Source organism: Asticcacaulis sp. EMRT-3 (genome assembly GCF_030027245.1).
Taxonomy (GTDB): Bacteria; Pseudomonadota; Alphaproteobacteria; order Caulobacterales; family Caulobacteraceae; genus Asticcacaulis.
The window spans coordinates 995221-1012493 of the sequence record NZ_JASERT010000001.1 but is presented as its reverse complement, the minus strand read 5'-3'; the positions used below and the strand labels follow the sequence as shown (position 1 = coordinate 1012493).

The window sequence follows — 17273 nt, the reverse complement described above, 5'->3', positions numbered from 1 at the left end:
CGGTTCCCCTTAACGGTCGATGTCGGGTTCTGGTGCCTCTTTGGCCGGTTCAATGTCCTGCTTTTTCTCAGCGGGTGCCCATTGCGCATCGAAGGAAGCGCGCGGCATATCCCAGCCTAAGGATTCCGACGGGCTTTCCGCGCTATCTGCACCCGGCGCTTGGCCGGTTACCTCTCGACCAAACCAGCCTTCTTCGACGGCCTTGTGTCGGATATCCTCGATGGCACGCCCGAATTCTTCAAACAGGCGGGCAAACAAACCGGACATGGCAGTGCTCCTTCGGGTCTATCTCAGTTGGTGACGGCACCATCGGCAGATGGCTGGTCGTCATCCTCAGCCAAAAACATACTGGCCAGATCGTCATAAAGCCGGGAACCTTCGAGGTTGAGCTTACGCATCTCGGCCAGTGTGCGGGTGACGCGGCTGGCGATGCCGCTGTCACTGGCGTGCATGGCGCGTAGTTCTTCATCTCTGAACTTGGCATGGATGTCGCGTAGCGCCTGCATCAGGTTGAGCTTGATGAGCTTGATGCGTTTCGGGTCTGCCTCATCGGCCAGCACGACGAGCTGGTCATCGACCGCGCCGATGCGGGTGATAAGCTCAAACCGGTCATTGGATACGCGATTGGATTGTTCTTCGGATTTTGACCGCGCGCCCATTTCTGCCATGGCGGCGGCATTGGCCTGTTGGCGCGCCTGTTCTTGCTGGTGGGCGGCGCGCTCTTCTTCTGATGCTGCCTGTTCAATCCGCCACTTGGCAAAATAGTGCGAGGCGACGAAGCCCAGGGGCGAGAAGATGAGCGCCATGAACAGGCCGCCCCAAAAGGCGGCATCAATGCCTGCCTTGCAGGCGCTGCCTTTGCCGAGGAGCAAATCCTGCGCTGAGTTCATGAAATTCTCAGGACATGGCAATGTCAGCGCATGGGCGCGATCCGCACTGAGTTTCATCCACCAGAGCACCATCCATGCCCCAAGGAATATCCAGCCCCATGCGCCGCGTAGCTGGCGGTAGCGTTCCTTGTCGTCCATATGAACCGTCATTACATTCCCCTTGGCAGCGATAATGTCATGGCAAAGTCGGGACTGATGGTGAGCGCTTCGCCCCCGAGGCGCAGGATAATCTCATTCATCTGGCCGTAGAGCTGGCGGGCGGAGGAACGGATGCTGCGCAGTTCGATGTCTGTCTCGCCCAGGCGTTTGCGCAGTCGGGCGCTCATGAGCGGGTCGGTGGTGGCCAATTCGGCATCGGCGTAGCTGCGCTGCTGTTCCATGAAATGGCGCGCTTGCTCAGCGTAAAGGGACAGCACCGCATCGAAGCCGCTTTTGACTGCATCGATGCGCTTCTCGACCAGCGCGCCTATCAGGTCGCGCATAATGCCAGCCTTGGTGTCGAACAAGCCGCGCTCATGGGCAAGTTGCTCAACGGCGAACGCCATTTCCTGACGGTTGACGTCGGCACCGATCTTCTGTGTGGCGACCTGCGCTGCCATCGACAGTGCGGCCATGAGCATTTGGGTCTGGGCTTGCGACATATGAATTCACCTCTCACTGAGGAAAGATGTTGCCATCGCAAGATGCAGGTCGAATCCATACATCCAATGGACGATTCAACCTGTGGTGATGCACCCAAAGTCCGCGCGAGGGGTGAAAATTAACCGTGTTCAGAGCGCGAGGTGATTTCAATTGGCATACTATGCCAATTCTGGTAAGGTTTCTTTACGAGGAGATTTTATGTCCACACGCAATGTCGTCCTGACCGAGCATCAAGAGCATCTCATTGCTGGGCTGGTGCAGAGTGGCCGCTATCAGAATGCCAGCGAAGTGATGCGCGAGGGGCTGCGGCTGGTCGAGCAACGCGAGGCGGAAGATGCGGCCAAACTTGCTGCCCTACGCGCCGCCGCTGCCATTGGCCTTGGTGCCCTGGAACGGGGAGAATATCGCACGTTTGAACATGGTGCAGCGCTTGGGACGTATCTCGATACGCTTGCCCCCGATGCCTCCGCGAAACATCCGTGACCAACATCATCTGGCGTATTCGATTTACCGCACCGGCTGAAATCGATTTTCGACGGATCATAGGTTATACCGAAGAGCAGTTCGGAGTGCGTCAGGCAGCGGGCTATCGAAAGCTCATCCGTGATGCGCTGGTGGCGTTGCAACATGGCCCGAACATACCCGGCAGCGCAATGCGTGATGAGATTCACACAGGTTTGCGCACTTACCATATCGCACGGCGCGGTAAACGTGCGCGGCATTTCATCCTGTACCGCGCCAGCGACGATCATATCATTGAGGTCATCCGCATCCTCCATGATGCAATGGATTTGGCGCGCCATCTGCCGAGGGATGTCGATTAGCTCGGCAGTCTGCGTAACGCGACCGCACTCATCAAACTGTGGGTTGCCGAGCATCGCCGCCCAGCAGTGGAAATGGTGCTTGAGCGGCGCAACGCGCTTGCCAGTGTCACTGGCAGCCGCCTAACGTTGCGATAATTCACCAAACTGTAACATCGGAACCGGGGCTAATTTGCTAATATTGAGCCATGACTGACACAGCTACAGCCCGACCGCCGCTTGAAGCTCTATTAGCCGAGCGTAATGGCAGTGCCTTAGCACAAGCCAGCGGCTCGACGCTCTCATTCAGTTCTGCCACACCTGTAAAAGCATTTGCCCCTAAGCCATCTGTGACACCTTTGGCAGGTGGATCGTTGCTGCCCAAAGGCATCAGTGGCGGCAAGGTGGCGGCGATTGTGGCGGCTACTGCCGTTATTGGCGGGGGTATCTATCTGGCGACCCGTAAGAAACCCGAACAGCAAACATCGTGGGCCAGCAGGGTTCAGGCCGAGCGCGCTGCAACGCAAGCGCCAGTTCAAGCCCGTTAGAAGCCGCGCTTTTACCGTGAAGCGAAGCAAAGCTCATAGAGGAATTAGCTCTCTCCCCAACCGCGCCACATGCGGTGCATGAGGCGGCGTTCATCGTCGCCGGTGGCATACTGGTAGATGGCGGTGGTGCCGGGGCTGGCATGGCCCAACAGCCGCTGGGTCACGGTGAGCGGGAGGTTGGCTTGTAGCGCCTGAACGCCGAACTGGTGGCGCAATCCGCGCGGCGCGGCCTGCGGCCCGTCGATACTTGCCGCCGCCATCACCTTTTTCACACGCCGCCATGCCGTCTGTCGGCACCAACTCCATAGGCGTTCATCAAGGCCGTGGTTGCGGCTGAGGTGTACGAGGCCTGTCATCAGGGGTGCGGGCACCGGCACGGCGCGAAACACCCGTTTGCGGCGTTTCAGGGTGCGAAAGACAACACGCTTACCCTCTACGTCGAGACGACGCGGGGCAATTTCCAGCGCTTCGCTGATCCGGCAGCCAGTAAAGTGCAGGAGATGGCAGAAAAGGCGCGTGCCATCGTCCATACCCGATGCGGCGCGAAGGAAGCGTTTACCTTCGCTGCGGCAGAGATATTTGCGCTGGCCGTCCAGACTGAACAGGGCCATGTCGTCACCACGATTGAATGATCCGCTCATTCTGCCTCCTTGCTGCGCCGGGCTGCAACGCAATGCTAATAAAGTTGCAACCCACGGAGCCGAAAAACCGAGGCTCACAGCCAAAGGCGGACTATTGCCGCAATTGAAGCGCATAGTGTTCGTACAAGTTAAAACCTACATGAAATCAAAACAGTAAGCAGCGTTTGGACGCAACTTTATTAGCATAATGTTACTTTTCCCCGTCGAGATGCAGCGGGCAGGATGCGCCTGTCCGAGGCTATCGGACATGGCCTCCGGCACGGGGAAAAGACCTACATGTGTTTCCAGTATTTCCGCCGCCATACAGTGGCGGCTCTCGCCTTGGGATTGGCGATTTCTACGCCAGCGGTGGCGCAATCTTCTTCGGATGGTAAGACGCAGGCAGCATACGAATTGGCGATGAAGTGCTTTGTCGCTAGCGGCCATGCTGAATTCGACCGCCGAGACGCTCATGACCTTGAGGGGGCTTCCAGGTACGAAGGCAAGGCCAGCCGCGCGCATGACATCGCTAACAAGCTCGGGGAGCAATTGGGTTATTCCGGCGACCGCATTGCCGACGATTATAAAGCAGCTATGGATCGCGAATTGCCACGGTTGATGAATCAGCCGGGATACTTCGCCCGCGTTTCAGCAGAATGCAGGGCCTATGGGCTGATGTAATCTACGCACGCCCGAGCGCGGCAAGAATAGAGGCATCCACCGTGACACCATGCCCATCCTGCTTTTGGTCAGCCAACGTGACACCAGAATTTTTCAGGGCTGCCAGTATCTGTGGGTCAACTGGCGAGTCAGGCGGCGTATTCTGCAATGATGCCGTTGCTGGCGTTTGCTGAACGCTCTGCTCGTGTTCGGTGTGCTCGATTGCGCCTTGAAGCGCCAAACGGCGGCTTTCAAGCTGTGCATTGGTGTCTTTGAAAAGCGGGCTGCGGTCGGCACCATGTACGCCAGCGTCCTTCAATTGCGCTTGGGCCAATTCAATCGCTTTCAAATCACCCTGCGGTGTGTTCTCGGCCTTCGCGTCCTCGATGGCCTGTTTGCGCTGGGCTTCGCGCTCGTGGTAGGCGCGTTCATCCTCCGGCGATTTGAAAGTCAGGTAGGCATCGAACAGGTGCTTTTCGTAGAAGTCATGCAGGAAGTCGTCGGTGGTGCGCCGTGCCTCGTCGCGGGCGGTGGCAAGCTCGGCCATGTGGGCGATGACATGGCCTGCTTCGGCTGTGGCGACGACACTTTGCGCCTGCTGAGTGAGATTGCTGGCTGCGGTAACAGATGTGGCCACTTCCGCCTGAATCTGCCGTAGGGCCGATGCCGGGGCAGAAGGCAGGAATTGGCTGAGGGAATGGAGAATTTGAAGCTGGCCGCGTAACTCTTCGGCCAGGGCCGGATGGCTGGCGAGCAGGCCGGTACGTTGGAGTTCGGCTAGCTGGGTTTCCAGTGCGGTATGGGCGCTGTCGATCTGTCGTTGTAAATGTTCGCGCAGGCTAGCCTGCGGCTCCTCCGGCTTCGCCGGACGAGCCGGTAACGGGGCATCGTCTGTCATTTGGGGCGTAATAGATTACTCTTTTCGCGGGTTAAACATGCCATATAATACCGCATTATCCGCTAAAATTTGGTTAATTTTTGCTTACCGGTTGCTGTTTGGCCCGACGAATTGTTTCTTATGGAAACATTCTATTTGCTCACCAATGTTTCTTATGGTAACAATGGCACATGTACACGGTCATGACCACCAAGCTTTTTGATAGACGGCTTTCAGGTCTACCCGTCAATTTGCAGAAGCGGATTGTCGGCAAAATCCTTGAAGTGGCTAAAGATCCGTATGCCCCCAACAACAATTTGAAGAAATTGCAGGGCACTACGGGTTACCGGCTTCGGGTGGGTGACTGGCGGATTATCTACGAGGTCCAAGACGAAAAACTGGTGATGCTGGTTCTGGAAATCGATGCACGAGGAGGTATCTACAAATGAGCTTTGAACTGATTACGAAGAACGGCAAGACCTTTGCGCTCGTGCCCGTGCGGGAATATGAGCAGGTGCTTGCCGAAATGGAACTGAGCGATGACATCCGTGCGCTGGAAGCAGCACTTGCGCGTGTTGAACGTGGCGAGGACGAAATGGTGCCTTTCACCATCATCTCTCGCCGCCTTGCTGGCGAGAACCCAACCAAAATCTGGCGGGAGTTCCGCGAGCTGACGCAGGAGCAATTGGCGCAGGCGTCCGGGATTTCGCGCGGGATGATCGGCGCTATCGAATCTGGCCATAAGCATGGCAGCGTCGCAACGCTGAAAAAGCTCGCCATAGCGCTTGGCTGCGACATTGATAACCTGACTTCAACTGCTGCGCTGACCCGTCCCAAGGCAAAGAAGTAGGACGGGCCTAACTGCCCATTTGCGAAAACAACGACAGTTGTCGCGCGACATCCTGGCTCAATTGCCACTCCGGTAATTTGGCCGCTTCGTTGAGCCATGCGAGCGCATAGGCCGTGTGGCGCTAGATTTGGCTGATTTTTGCTTAGCGGCGGCGCAACCGCTGACTATTTATGGGGTAAGCTTAACGCGCTGACGTCGTGAAATCTGATGAATCACGTGCATTGGCTTTCTGCCGCCATTTGTCTTTGTTGCTTTCATAATACAGCAGTAATCCAACCCCGGCGACCGCGCTTGAAATCAGTATTAAACCGTGTTTACTGGCTACGAAGCGGCTTATCGGGCCGCTGCTTTTACCATCACGACTTGAGGCCACTGAATCTGCCCAGCTAGCCCAACTCCCAATTCCATCCACTATTTCACCAATTGCCATGCCCAAATTATAGCATCGCAACCGGTTGTAGGTATTACAGTTTAGTGACATTCAGAGGTCTCTTTGTAAGCGCCTCTTCTTGTTCCATCATGACATTGCTCAAAGTCAGGAGGCCGAAATGTTGTTTCCAAAATGTCCGAAATGTAATGGCGATAGCGAGAGAGATGGAGATTCTACCATTGAGCGACAGTTAAGGAATGCCAGCCAAACCGTCTGGCGGATGCCTCCTAGAATGCCATTTAAGGGCTTGGTTCATCTTGGATTGGGCGTGGCAAAACTGGGCTATACCGCCATTAAATGGACGCCCGGAATTGGTGGCTGGCGCTGCAAAGAATGCAAACATTCCTTTAAAACATAAGTTGTTCGGGTCTGTGTGAAGTAGGGAGTATTTGTGACCGTTACCATAGGGATAGTTGGGCTGCTGCATTTTGATGTGCGCGCCACCCTTCGTTCCTTGCTGCCTGATCCAACCAAGCCAGTACGTAAGCTACGGGGCCGCCCAGCTCGTCAATGGCGCTGGGATGGACAAAATGCGAGCGATAGCCTGTTTCGGTGATCGGCAACGGGCTACGGGCCGGGGTGATACTCTCCACCTGCAAATGCGAGAGGGCGCATTCCGATGTGCGGTTGAAGCCCAGATAATCCGGCTCAAAGGTGACTGACAGGGTGATGCCCTGCCAGTCGATGGTTTCGGTGACGATGGCGCGCTCCTTACGCATGGGTCGCCTCCATGCGCTCGGTGATGCGGCGCATAACGATGCGTCCTTGTAGCGGCACGGCATCGCAACTGATGCTAAAGCCCTTGCCGTCCTGATGCAGCCAGGCGGCACCAATGGGTGTCCAACTGGAATTTTCGCCGTCGCCGGTAACCCGGTAGAGGCGGTGGGTCGGCTTTTTGCCGGTCTGTTTGGTAGGTTGGGATTTAGCCATGTCGATCTCCTTCATTTCCGCCGCGAACCATTCGCGGCTTCATGGGGAGTTACAGATGCAGGCCATAGAGGCGGCAGTCATACCCCGCTTTAGCGCCCGTGAGGGGGCGGAGTTGCACAAACCCGTAGGGTGCGGAAACGAGCCGGGTTGAATGTCGGCGGGCCTAAGTCAAAACACTCACCTGTCGAAGCCCGCTTTGGTTCTGCGCCACGTATGAAGGTTGAGCTGCATGGCGCACCAGCCTGACAGCAGGCATGGCCCACCGTCTCAGCGGTTTCAGTATTTCCGGCGTTTAAGCGCGAAGATCGCAGCCTTGGCTTGGTTTAGCGCCTCGGGCGGCTCGGGCGGCAAGCGCGTTGCGCTCCTACTCTGACGTTGCGGTCGTGCCGATGCCGCCGCCGCCCATCGGCGCAGGTTCCCGCGCATGGCCGCGATGGTCGCGGCTTATAACGCAAGGAGAGAATATGGAACGGCTGACGACAATCGAACTGGAATCCTGCACGCTGATCGAGCTTGCAGCCCTGTACTTCATCATAGAAACCGAAAGCTGGGTCGATAAGGTGGGTCACCGGCAACGCCCGGCCAGCTTTGCTAATCAGGAAAAAGTCCGCCGCTCCATCCTGCATCGGAATGGGCCGTCCGGCACATCCGCGCAACAGCGCTAGGGAGGGCAATATGGCCTATAATGAGCTAAGCCTGTTAATCGCCTCAATCGCGAACCTGATTTCAGCGCTGGCAGCTTTCATCACATCACTCCGGCCAAAGTGAAGGCCGGGAACCTTGTTATACAACTGCGATGATCATAGGATGGCGCCAACAAGGGACGCTTTATGACTGATTTTTTATACCGTTTTCGCTCTTTAAACGCCGTCCTTGGCGTTGATGAGGGTTATGAGCACGGAAGAAGCGAACTCGAAAAACAGACGATCTATTTTGCGACACCGGAAGAGCTGAACGATCCCGTTGAAGGCTTCAAAGATATTTTTTGGAACGGAGACCAGATTGCATGGGAAAATCTCCTCAAGCACTACCTTCTCTGTTTAGAGGATATCATTGATTTATTTTCGTTCGCCGGGGGCGAACGAGCAATCGTCCGTAGCGATATTCTGGTTTTCTTAAGTCCATCCGATCTGCCGACAAACAGGCTTGAAAATGTCCACAAGAGAATATGCGAACGATTTTTCAACTCGCCTAGCGTGATCGGCTATCCTGCCGCCTTGGCCAAAAGACGCAGCCCGGTCCGCTATAATGAGCTGGCGATGCACCTTAAGCGAACGCATATCGACGCACTCAATTGCATTCTCGACGTGTTTGAGGAAAACCGCATAATTGTTCGGGCGGGGCGACCGTTCGTCAGCCCGGTTAGCGAGGTTACGGCGACCGCTTTCTGCCAGATGCTGGACGAATTGGAAGAGCGCCACCCTGACGTTCCCGATGGGACTGAGCGTTTCCTCGCCGGTCAAACCGCGATTGTCGAACAGCTCAATTTGATCGAACGATTCAATTCACCGCTGCCCGGACAGCGTTTCGACAATCTTTTGTTCCTCGTGAATCAGTTTCCGAACGAATATGTCCTTCAGCTTCAAACCCTGATTTACCCGGCATGGTACACGGCGTCATTTTCTGCCAGCTTTGAAAATGCTTCTCTTTGGGGCCATTACAGCGAGAATCATACGGGCGTGTGCCTAAAATTTCGTACCCATAAAAAGGAAGAAAGGCAGACATTGCCGCTACCGATGATCACCGGTTACGGCGGCGGAAAAGACAATCCCCAGACTTACATTTCCAATGTTGACATGGAATTTGAGAAAATTACCTACAAGACCGTTCGCCCTGCTGTTGATTTCTTCAGGTCCATTGGCAAGCTGCCTATCCCGAAGCTGAATGCGACCTGGTATGTGGGATCAAACGGCGAAAGAAGCTCATGCCATGATGACGTGTTTTCCGAACATGACAAATGGCGCAGCAGTTATTGGAGTTCATTTAAAACCACGATTACCGCAAAAACAGAGGATTGGGCTTACGAGCAGGAATATCGGTTGTTAATGGACGGTTTCTTCCATGACTATAGCGACCCGAAAACGCGCAGCAAAATATATGATTTCAATGACTTGGAAGGCATCATTTTTGGAATAAATACGCCAGCGGATAAAAAGCTGGCAATTATGCGGATTATAGAGCGCAAGTGCGTGCAAGATCGTCGGGAAGGTTTTGAATTTTCTCAGGCCTACTACTGCCAGAGCAGTGGTAAAATAAAAGACCTACCTTTGAGATTGCTAACTCCCAAAATAGAACCAGAAAAGGTTGTGTAGTAATACGATGGCCGCGCCCCGTTCGTCGCGCTGGTGGCCACCGGCTGTCCCGTTCGGGCAGCCTTCGCGGGAAGGGGGCAGGGCGGTTCCGCCTTCTGCCCAAAAATAAAGGCCCGGCGCGTTCACGCTGGGCCAAAATTTTTAGTGGTGCGGCTGAAAGGACTCGAACCTTCACGCCTTGCGGCGACGGTACCTAAAACCGTTGCGTCTACCAATTCCGCCACAGCCGCGTGGGTTGACGCTTTAAAGAAACATCAGAGATTTGCAAGCCTTACTGAGGTTTTCTCATTAAATTGGTGGGGAGGTTTCAGGGTTTTCAGGCTTGTTACGGTGTGATGCCTTGCGTTGGCGCTGCGGGCGCATGACGTTCAGCATCGAGGCATCCAGTCGATCTTTGATATGGGCAGCGTAATGCTCTTCGATCATTTGCACGCTGGTTCGGCAATTATTGGCGATCATGTGAATGCTTGCGCCTTCCATCAGGCGCGTTGAAATATAGGTATGACGCAGGCTGTAGGCTGTGCGGCGTTGGCCGTCGCGGTCGAACTTTAAGCCTTCCTCCTGCAAGATGGTGTTGAACATGTCGCGGTCGAAGGGGCGGAAGACGCGCGTTTTCGCAAAGCGTTTGTCGATTTGCTCGCGGCTTTCGTCCGGGTACTGGCTTTCCAGTTCGCCCCGTCGCCGGGCTTTCAGGCGCTCAAACGGGTGAACGGCCCCGTTCATGCTTTTGGCATAGCCAGTGCCGACTTTGCCGCGCACGTCGATCTCAAGGATGGTCTCGCGTGTGCCGTAATCATCGACCACCAGCACATCGCGGATTTCAAGGTTGGCAGCTTCGTCGGGGCGAAGGCCCGTGTTGGCCATGAACAGCACAAAATCGTGCATGTCCTCGTAATGGGATTTCCAGCCAGGACGCTTGCCCTCGGTGATACGGGCGCGTGTGGCGGTGTAGAGTTGTTTGTATTCTTCGGGAGAGAACCATGCGCGGCGTCCGCGCTTAGTCTGGGTGAGGTAAGGCGTTTCGAGGCTGGGGACGTAGGGTATCCAGCCCTTGCCCTCGGCAAATTTCAGCACCTGCCGGATATGGACGATCTCTTGCAGCATGGTGCTGCGGGCAGGGGGCTTGCCGGTTTTCGCAATGGTTTCTTCGGCGCGTTTCACGCGGTAGGTCTGAACGAGGCCTTTATTGATTTCGGGAAGGGGCTTGTCTCCGAAGAAAGGAATGATGTGCCGGTTCATACGCAGCTTCATGAACTCGACGTATTTGGGGCTTCTGGAACTGACGGCGAGGACGCTGACCTCGGCCACATATTCTCGCGCCGCATCGCGGAATGTGCGCTCCTTTGACTTTGGCTCGATAATCCCCGCCGCCAGCTTACCGCGCAGACCGAGATACCATTCCTCGGCCATTTGCTTCGCGGTGGCAAAATTCTCTTCACCTGTGGATTGCCGGTAGCGCCTGCCGCCGACGCGGGCAGCGCACTGCCACACGCGGCTGCCATCGCGTTGATAAACCTGAAGTTTTCCATCGAACATCGTGTGGGTTGTCATTCTGCCAGCCCTCCAATTTGCCGTGTCCGGCGTTGTGCCCAAACTGTGTCCAGACACAATAATACGGAAATAGTAAAAAAGTGTTTGATTTTATAGAGTATTTTATACATTTTGGCCTCGCGGTTCTGGCTTTAGGTTCCAGCGCCGCAAGGCGTGGAGGTTCGAGTCCTCTCATCCGCACCAGACTTTGGCGCACCCGGCATCTTCAAACCGCCTGGCCCGCCGCCCAGCCCGAAGCCCAGGCCCACTGGAAATTATAGCCGCCAAGCCAGCCTGTGACATCGACGCATTCGCCGATAAAATGCAGTCCCGGCACGATCTGGCTTTCCAGGGTTTGCGAGGAGAGCGCGCGCGTATCAACGCCGCCCACCGTCACCTCGGCGGTGCGATAGCCTTCGGTGCCCATTGGCGTAAAAGTCCAGGCATTGAGGGCGGCGGCGAAGACATCAAGTGTTTTGTTGGGCAGGTCGGCCATGCGCGCATCCGTGGGCAGGGCGAACATCTCCAGCCAGCGTTCGGCCAGACGTTTCGGCAGGGCTTCGGCGGCGATGGTGGCCAGGCTGGCCTTCGGGCGTTCGGCCTTGCGGGCGCGCAGCCATTCGGCGGCATTGGTGCCCGGCATCAGATCAATGCTGACCGGCTGGCCGGTGCGCCAGTAGCTGGAAAGCTGCAAAACAGCCGGGCCGGACAGGCCGCGATGGGTGAACAGAAATCCGTCAGTGAAGCGCGTTTTGCCGAGGCTGGCCGTAGCGGTCAGCGACACACCCGACAGGCCCGCCAGCTTGTCGAGTTTGTCGTCGCCCAGCGCGAAAGGCACCAGGCCTGCGCGGGTTTCGATGATGGTGTGGCCGAACTGACGGGCGATCTCATAGGCAAAGCCGGTGGCGCCAATCTTGGGGATCGACAGTCCGCCCGTGGCCATGACCAGTTTTGCACAGGCGATTTTGCCGCGCGTGGTGGTCAGGGTAAAGCCGCCGTCGTGATGCGCCACTTCGGAAACCGAGGTATTGAGCCGAAGCTGGCCGCCGCCATCGTGCAGATCGTCGAGCAGCATAGTGATGATGTCATGGGCGCTGTTTTCGCAGAAAAGCTGGCCTTCGGTCTTTTCATAATAGGGGATACCGCGCCGGACGACGCGATCGAGAAAATCGTGCGGGGTGAAGCGGCGCAGCGCCGAGATGCAAAAGCGCGGATTGTCCGACAGAAAGTTTTTCGGCGCGGTGTGCAAATGGGTGAAATTGCACTTGCCGCCGCCGGAGATGCGAATCTTCTCGGCGGGCTTGGCGGCATGGTCGATGACGAGCACACGCCGCCCGCGCCGTGCGGCCTCGATGGCGCACATCAGGCCCGCCGCGCCCGCGCCCAGCACCACTACGTCAAAATCGTGTTTCGTCTTCATATTTATTCCAACTTGCCTCAGGCTATGACTTGCCCGGTGAAAAACTTACGTTAAGGTCAGCCCTTGCCTGAGACGCTTGAACGAGGAGATTGAATCGGTTCAAGGCTCTCCGATATAGGCATAAGGCTTTAACACAGGAGTGGCGCATGTCCGATCTCGAAACCATCACCCAGAAAATTTCCACTGCCGTGGGTGAAAATTCCGGCCTTGGCAAGATCGTCAAGATCGATTTCGGCGATGCCGGCAAGATCTTGATCGATGGCCGCAATGTGCCCAACAGCGTCACCAATACGGACGGCGAGGCCGATACCACTGTCCAGATTTCGATCGATGATCTGATGGCGCTTAATGCCGGAGCGCTCGATCCGATGATGGCCTTCATGACCGGCAAGATGAAGATACAGGGCGATATGTCGGTGGCGCAGAAACTGGCCCAGATCGTCAAGGGTTAGAGCGGTCTGCATTCTGATTGAATCGGTCAAAGGCATGCAAACCGCTCTACATTTTACGTTTTTCCGCATCTCGCATTCAATTTGTAAGTCAAATTAAACGCTCGTTGCTCTAGCCTTTCAGGCTTTTTCCTGCTTCGCTGCCGCCGGTTTGCGCCGACGGCGGCGGCGCGTCTTGCGGTGCGCCATCGACAGGAGCAGGCCCTCGCGCAGGCCCCTGTCGGCCACCCGCAGGCGTTCGCACGGCCACAGGCGCTGCACGGCTTCGAGGATCGCCGCACCGGCCAGCACCAGATCGGCGCGGTCGCGGCCAATGCAGGGCTCGCGTTCGCGTCCGCTATGGCCCATGTCGAGCAATTGACGGATAACCCTCTGCACATCGCCATTGCGCATCCACAGGCCGTCCACCTTTGATCGGTCATAGCGTTCGAGGCGCAGGTGAAGCCCGGCCAACGAGGTGATCGCGCCCGATGTGCCGACAATATAGGCAGCGCCTGCGTCAAAATGCGGCCGCAGGGGTTCTGGAGCCTTGAAATCGTGAATTTCGGCCATCACGGCCTGAACCATAGCTTCAAACCACGCATTGGTTTTGTCACCGTCAGCATTGTCTTTCGGCTCCGGGAAACGTTCGGCCAGATTGACCACGCCGACGGGCATGGAAATCCAGTGGCGTGGCTTTGGCGTGCGCCGACTGGTGCGCAGGGCGCTCGTCTGGGCCTGGTTTTGTACATGGAGCGCGGTGGACTGCGATTCGCCGTCCAGGGGGGCGGCCTTGTCATCTTCCAGTTCCACCCAGCTCAGTTCGGTTGAGCCGCCGCCCACATCCATGACCAGGGCCGCTTTCGCCACAGGGCTGACCTCGCGCGGATCGAGCAGGGAAGCGCACCCCATGACGGACAGATGCGCTTCTTCTTCGGGTGAAATAATGGTGAGTTTGAGGCCGGTTTCACGTTCGACGCGGGCAATGAAAGCCTGGCCATTATGGGCGATGCGGCACGCCTGAGTGGCCACGGCGCGGACGCGGGCCACGCCGCGCCGCTCTATCTTTTCGGCGCAGATCCTGAGCGCCTTGATCGCACGGTCCATCGCGTGATCATGCAGTTGGCCACTATGGGCCAGGCCTTCACCCAGACGCACGATTCGTGAAAAGGCTTCGACGATATGGAATTGTGAATTATGCAGCGAAGCAATCATCAGGCGGCAATTATTGGTGCCGAGATCGAGCGCGGCATAAACCGTCTGCCCATAATTTTGGCCATAATTTTGGCCCGCAGGATTTTGGCGGCTTTGATCCCTGTCGGCGGCGGGCGCGGACACGGAAGGATGGCGTCGTCTGGCACCGCTGCCGCGCTGCCTGTCTGAGGGAGCCGACATGGCTCATACCCCGCTTTTTATAGGTGAACCCTAGCAGCACAATACTGCTGACCGAAAAGTGGCCGGAGTTCATTTCACTTTTCAGTCTAGGGCGCGTTGCCCTGACTGCCAACCTGAAAATGCAGCCTCACGCCTTTAATCGTCTGGCATCAGGCGCAGGCCATACGGCTTCTGCATGAAAAATGCGTAAGGGCTGACAACCGACTGGAGAAGGGCGATGAAGGCTGGCCGCGAATAGGTGCATGATGAAAACGCACATATCATGAAGGATGCGATTCGACCCCATGACCGGCCATATGAATGGACAACGCGCGGCGAAATTCGGAATCGGCCAGGTGGTCAGGCATAGTCTGTTTGATTTTCGCGGCATTGTCTTCGATGTCGATCCGCAATTTGCCAATACCGAGGAATGGTGGCAGGCGATTCCCGAAGCCGTGCGGCCGCAAAAGGATCAGCCCTTTTATCATCTGCTCGCCGTCAATGGCGACAGCGCCTATGTGGCCTATGCCTCGGAAGGCAATCTGAGCCCGGACGACACCGGCCAGCCCCTCCAGCATCCGCAAATGGGCCTGATATTTGAGCGGTTTGAAAATGGCCGCTACCTGCCCAAGGCCCGCATCGCCAACTGAAACCAGAATTTTTTGAATTTGTATGCGGATTGCAACCCATGCGCCACGATTTTGCCATGCAGGCTTGGTTGCCATAGCGTGACAGAACTGGCGGAGGTTTTGTTCGTCTTGGTGAGCCCGCTGGGACTCGAACCCAGGACCCTCTGATTAAAAGTCAGATGCTCTAGCCGGCTGAGCTACGGGCTCTCACAAGACGTCAGGCTTGACCGCCCCGAAAAGGTAAGATCAAACGTGACGGACGACATAGAGGGGATTGTTACGTTTCGCAAGCGCGGGACAGGCAAAAAGTCTCTAAATTTTGGATATTGCTTTTTTACGCCGAAACTGAGGTATATGCAGAATGTATTCGGCCGGAGGCGGTGAATGGGCTTTTGGCCTGAGAGTAACGGGGGAAAGACGATGCTGGCCTTGGGGAAGGCTGTGGGCATGACAGGGCCACGGTCGGGATTTGCGTGTCGTCATTCATCCTTTCTGATAATGATCGTGGCGGCGCTTATGGCGTCCGGCTGCCTGAGTGCCTGCGCGTCAAAACCGCATTACAACATCAGCGATTCGCCAGCGGACAGAGATGCCCGCAAAAACCACGACGACGATCATGCACAGCGCCCCATGCGTTCCAGCACCGATGCGGATAATAATTGGGGGGATGCTTTCATGGCCCCGCTCTCGGATCTCAATCTGAAGCGTCAGGCCATTCCCGATATTCTCGTAAAGGCTATCACCAAGCCCTATGATCTGAGCGGCCTGGATAATTGCGCGGCCATTTCCGCCGAGGTCAGCGAGCTTGATGTGTTGCTGGGGGCGGACTTTGACGAACCGCCCGCCCCGGATTCGTCCACCATGTCCCAAAAAGGCCAGCGCATGGCCAATCATGCCGCAATCGGTGCCGTACGCAATGCAGCGCGCAGCATCATTCCGTTTCGCGGGTTTATGCGCCAGGTGACGGGCGCCGACAAACATCAGAAAGAAATGGACACGGCCATTCAGGCAGGCAAGGTACGCCGCGCCTATCTGAAGGGCGTGGGCATGAATAAAAACTGCGCTCCGCCCGCCGCGCCGTCATGGTTCAAGCCGCACACGGCCATTCGCATCGACACCGATGCTGATGCGGACGCCCAGACGCCGCCGCCGGTAGAAGCGCCTCCGCAACAGCGCAGGCTGCGCCACAAAAACCACTGATCAGTCGCGCGTCCAGCGCGCCTTGAGGTCGCGGCGCAGGGCATCGAAGGTTCCAGCGGCGATGGTTTCGCGCATCCGTATCATCAGGGCCTGGAAAAAGGCGATATTGTGCCAGGACAGCAGCATCTGGCCGAGAATTTCATCCGATTTGACAAGATGATGCAGGTAAGCTTTTGAATAGTCCCGGCTGGCCGGGCAATCGCTGGCGGCGTCAAGCGGTTCGTCATCCTCGGCGAAGCGGGCGTTTCTCATATTGATCGGGCCGTCCCACGTCCAGACCTGACCGTGGCGGCCTGAGCGCGTCGGCAGGACGCAATCGAACATATCAACGCCGCGCGCCACGCCTTCGAGCAGATCTATCGGCTTGCCCACCCCCATCAGGTAACGTGGACGATCCCAGGGCAGCAGCGGCGCAGAGTAATCGAGCGTGTCGCACATGGCCTGATGGCCTTCGCCGACCGCCAGACCGCCGATGGCATAGCCGTCGAAACCAATGTCAAGCAGACGTTCGCTTGATTCGCGCCGCAAGGCCTCAAAGGTTGATCCCTGCTGGATGCCGAACAGGGCCTGTCGGTCGCGCGCCCCGAAGGCGGTTTTGGAGCGCAGGCCCCAGCGCGCCGACAATTGCAGCGCCTCTCGCGCCCGCTTTTCCTCGGCGGGCCATGACACGCACTCATCAAGCTGCATGACGATGTCGGAGCCTAACAGATCGGCCTGAATCTCGATCGAGCGTTCCGGCGACAGAACGTGTTTCGAGCCGTCGATATGGCTCTGGAAGGTGACGGCCTCTTCCTTGACCTTCGAGATTTTTGACAGGCTCATCACCTGAAAACCGCCCGAATCGGTCAGGATCGGCCCGTCCCAGCCCATGAATTTGTGCAGGCCACCTAGTCGCGCCACGCGCTCAGGCCCCGGCCGCAGCATCAGGTGATAGGTGTTGCCGAGGATAATCCTGGCATGGGCCTGGCGCACCATATCGAGCGTCAGCGCCTTGACGGTGGCAGCCGTGCCGACCGGCATGAAGATCGGCGTCGGGATGTCGCCGCGCGGCGTTTTCAGCACGCCGGTGCGCGCCTGACCCTGATGGGCGTGGATTTCAAACGGGAAACTGGTCATCCGCGCCTCTTAGAGGC

General features: G+C 56.9%; 23 protein-coding genes and 2 tRNA genes. 12 read left to right on the top strand and 13 right to left on the bottom strand.

Annotation, left to right across the window (positions count from 1 at the left end):
* Positions 1-9: 9 nt before the first annotated feature.
* From QB905_RS04975 to QB905_RS04965, 3 genes are read right to left on the bottom strand one after another with little or no spacing between them, the layout of a single operon-like run.
* The gene (locus QB905_RS04975) at positions 10-267 is read right to left on the bottom strand and encodes a hypothetical protein (protein ID WP_282973448.1); all 258 of its coding nucleotides are present in this window, start codon (positions 265-267) and stop codon (positions 10-12) included.
* Between the two features lie 23 nt (positions 268-290).
* Entirely contained in the window at positions 291-1028 is a 738-nt protein-coding gene (locus QB905_RS04970; protein WP_282973447.1) for a hypothetical protein, read from the bottom strand.
* Between the two features lie 11 nt (positions 1029-1039).
* Complete coding sequence (locus tag QB905_RS04965) at positions 1040-1531, bottom strand: hypothetical protein (RefSeq protein WP_282973446.1); 492 nt, start codon at positions 1529-1531, stop codon at positions 1040-1042.
* A 199-nt stretch (positions 1532-1730) separates the two neighbouring features.
* Between QB905_RS04965 and QB905_RS04960 the strand changes: the two genes are divergently transcribed.
* The 3 genes from QB905_RS04960 to QB905_RS04950 all read left to right on the top strand — a co-directional run bounded on the left by QB905_RS04960 (position 1731) and on the right by QB905_RS04950 (position 2880).
* Entirely contained in the window at positions 1731-2015 is a 285-nt protein-coding gene (locus tag QB905_RS04960) for a type II toxin-antitoxin system ParD family antitoxin (protein ID WP_282973445.1), read from the top strand.
* Positions 2012-2356 carry a type II toxin-antitoxin system RelE/ParE family toxin gene (locus tag QB905_RS04955; RefSeq protein WP_282973444.1) on the top strand — a complete coding sequence of 115 codons (345 nt, stop codon included), beginning with the start codon at positions 2012-2014 and terminating at the stop codon, positions 2354-2356. The genes QB905_RS04960 and QB905_RS04955 overlap by 4 nt, the downstream gene beginning before the upstream one ends.
* Positions 2357-2541: 185 nt before the next feature.
* Positions 2542-2880: a hypothetical protein gene (locus tag QB905_RS04950; protein ID WP_282973443.1), complete on the top strand. Its 339-nt coding sequence runs from the start codon at positions 2542-2544 to the stop codon at positions 2878-2880.
* A 44-nt stretch (positions 2881-2924) separates the two neighbouring features.
* Here QB905_RS04950 and QB905_RS04945 read toward each other — a convergent pair whose 3' ends face one another.
* Positions 2925-3521, bottom strand: coding sequence for a tyrosine-type recombinase/integrase (locus tag QB905_RS04945; RefSeq protein ID WP_282973442.1), 597 nt, complete (start codon positions 3519-3521; stop codon positions 2925-2927).
* Positions 3522-3743: 222 nt separating this feature from the next.
* On the opposite strand from QB905_RS04945, the gene QB905_RS04940 reads away from it, so the two are divergent.
* Positions 3744-4181 carry a hypothetical protein gene (locus tag QB905_RS04940; protein ID WP_282973441.1) on the top strand — a complete coding sequence of 146 codons (438 nt, stop codon included), beginning with the start codon at positions 3744-3746 and terminating at the stop codon, positions 4179-4181.
* A gap of 1 nt (position 4182) precedes the next feature.
* On the opposite strand, the gene QB905_RS04935 is transcribed toward QB905_RS04940, so the two are convergent.
* Complete coding sequence (locus QB905_RS04935; protein ID WP_282973440.1) at positions 4183-5058, bottom strand: hypothetical protein; 876 nt, start codon at positions 5056-5058, stop codon at positions 4183-4185.
* Between the two features lie 182 nt (positions 5059-5240).
* On the opposite strand from QB905_RS04935, the gene QB905_RS04930 reads away from it, so the two are divergent.
* The 3 genes from QB905_RS04930 (at position 5241) to QB905_RS04920 (ending at position 6675) form a co-directional block, all read left to right on the top strand.
* On the top strand, positions 5241-5486 hold the full coding sequence (locus tag QB905_RS04930; protein WP_282973439.1) for a type II toxin-antitoxin system RelE family toxin: 246 nt from the start codon (positions 5241-5243) through the stop codon (positions 5484-5486).
* Positions 5483-5887 carry a helix-turn-helix domain-containing protein gene (locus QB905_RS04925; RefSeq protein WP_282973438.1) on the top strand — a complete coding sequence of 135 codons (405 nt, stop codon included), beginning with the start codon at positions 5483-5485 and terminating at the stop codon, positions 5885-5887. The genes QB905_RS04930 and QB905_RS04925 overlap by 4 nt, the downstream gene beginning before the upstream one ends.
* A gap of 509 nt (positions 5888-6396) precedes the next feature.
* A complete protein-coding gene (locus QB905_RS04920) occupies positions 6397-6675 on the top strand; it encodes a hypothetical protein (RefSeq protein ID WP_282973437.1) in 279 nt (92 codons plus the stop codon).
* A gap of 40 nt (positions 6676-6715) precedes the next feature.
* Here the strand turns inward: QB905_RS04920 and QB905_RS04915 are convergent, their stop codons facing one another.
* Both QB905_RS04915 and QB905_RS04910 read right to left on the bottom strand, forming a co-directional pair.
* A complete protein-coding gene (locus QB905_RS04915; RefSeq protein ID WP_282973436.1) occupies positions 6716-7036 on the bottom strand; it encodes a hypothetical protein in 321 nt (106 codons plus the stop codon).
* Positions 7029-7247 (bottom strand): hypothetical protein, encoded by a 219-nt coding sequence (locus QB905_RS04910; RefSeq protein ID WP_282973435.1) that lies wholly within the window; start codon positions 7245-7247, stop codon positions 7029-7031. Before QB905_RS04910 ends, QB905_RS04915 begins: the two co-directional genes overlap by 8 nt.
* Positions 7248-7711: 464 nt before the next feature.
* Between QB905_RS04910 and QB905_RS04905 the strand changes: the two genes are divergently transcribed.
* Together QB905_RS04905 and QB905_RS04900 are read left to right on the top strand one after the other, a co-directional pair.
* Complete coding sequence (locus QB905_RS04905; RefSeq protein ID WP_282973434.1) at positions 7712-7912, top strand: hypothetical protein; 201 nt, start codon at positions 7712-7714, stop codon at positions 7910-7912.
* A gap of 165 nt (positions 7913-8077) precedes the next feature.
* Positions 8078-9559, top strand: a complete 1482-nt coding sequence (locus tag QB905_RS04900; RefSeq protein ID WP_282973433.1) for a DUF2971 domain-containing protein — start codon at positions 8078-8080, stop codon at positions 9557-9559.
* A 145-nt stretch (positions 9560-9704) separates the two neighbouring features.
* Here the strand turns inward: QB905_RS04900 and QB905_RS04895 are convergent.
* From QB905_RS04895 to QB905_RS04885, 3 genes are all read right to left on the bottom strand, one after another.
* Positions 9705-9789 (bottom strand) — tRNA-Leu (locus tag QB905_RS04895).
* A 58-nt stretch (positions 9790-9847) separates the two neighbouring features.
* Positions 9848-11152 (bottom strand): tyrosine-type recombinase/integrase, encoded by a 1305-nt coding sequence (locus tag QB905_RS04890; RefSeq protein WP_282973432.1) that lies wholly within the window; start codon positions 11150-11152, stop codon positions 9848-9850.
* A gap of 163 nt (positions 11153-11315) precedes the next feature.
* The gene (locus QB905_RS04885) at positions 11316-12509 is read right to left on the bottom strand and encodes a BaiN/RdsA family NAD(P)/FAD-dependent oxidoreductase (RefSeq protein ID WP_282973431.1); all 1194 of its coding nucleotides are present in this window, start codon (positions 12507-12509) and stop codon (positions 11316-11318) included.
* A gap of 146 nt (positions 12510-12655) precedes the next feature.
* Between QB905_RS04885 and QB905_RS04880 the strand changes: the two genes are divergently transcribed.
* Entirely contained in the window at positions 12656-12961 is a 306-nt protein-coding gene (locus QB905_RS04880) for an SCP2 sterol-binding domain-containing protein (protein WP_282973430.1), read from the top strand.
* Between the two features lie 117 nt (positions 12962-13078).
* Here QB905_RS04880 and QB905_RS04875 read toward each other — a convergent pair whose 3' ends face one another.
* On the bottom strand, positions 13079-14332 hold the full coding sequence (locus QB905_RS04875; protein WP_282973429.1) for a Ppx/GppA phosphatase family protein: 1254 nt from the start codon (positions 14330-14332) through the stop codon (positions 13079-13081).
* A gap of 284 nt (positions 14333-14616) precedes the next feature.
* Between QB905_RS04875 and hspQ the strand changes: the two genes are divergently transcribed.
* Positions 14617-14961: a heat shock protein HspQ gene (gene hspQ / locus QB905_RS04870; protein WP_461781763.1), complete on the top strand. Its 345-nt coding sequence runs from the start codon at positions 14617-14619 to the stop codon at positions 14959-14961.
* A 109-nt stretch (positions 14962-15070) separates the two neighbouring features.
* Here hspQ and QB905_RS04865 read toward each other — a convergent pair.
* Positions 15071-15147 (bottom strand) — tRNA-Lys (locus QB905_RS04865).
* Positions 15148-15615: 468 nt separating this feature from the next.
* Between QB905_RS04865 and QB905_RS04860 the strand changes: the two genes are divergently transcribed.
* Positions 15616-16140: a hypothetical protein gene (locus QB905_RS04860; RefSeq protein ID WP_282973428.1), complete on the top strand. Its 525-nt coding sequence runs from the start codon at positions 15616-15618 to the stop codon at positions 16138-16140.
* Here the strand turns inward: QB905_RS04860 and tgt are convergent, their stop codons facing one another.
* Entirely contained in the window at positions 16141-17256 is a 1116-nt protein-coding gene (tgt, locus tag QB905_RS04855) for a tRNA guanosine(34) transglycosylase Tgt (RefSeq protein ID WP_282973427.1), read from the bottom strand. It lies immediately after the preceding gene.
* Between the last annotated feature and the right edge of the window lie 17 nt (positions 17257-17273).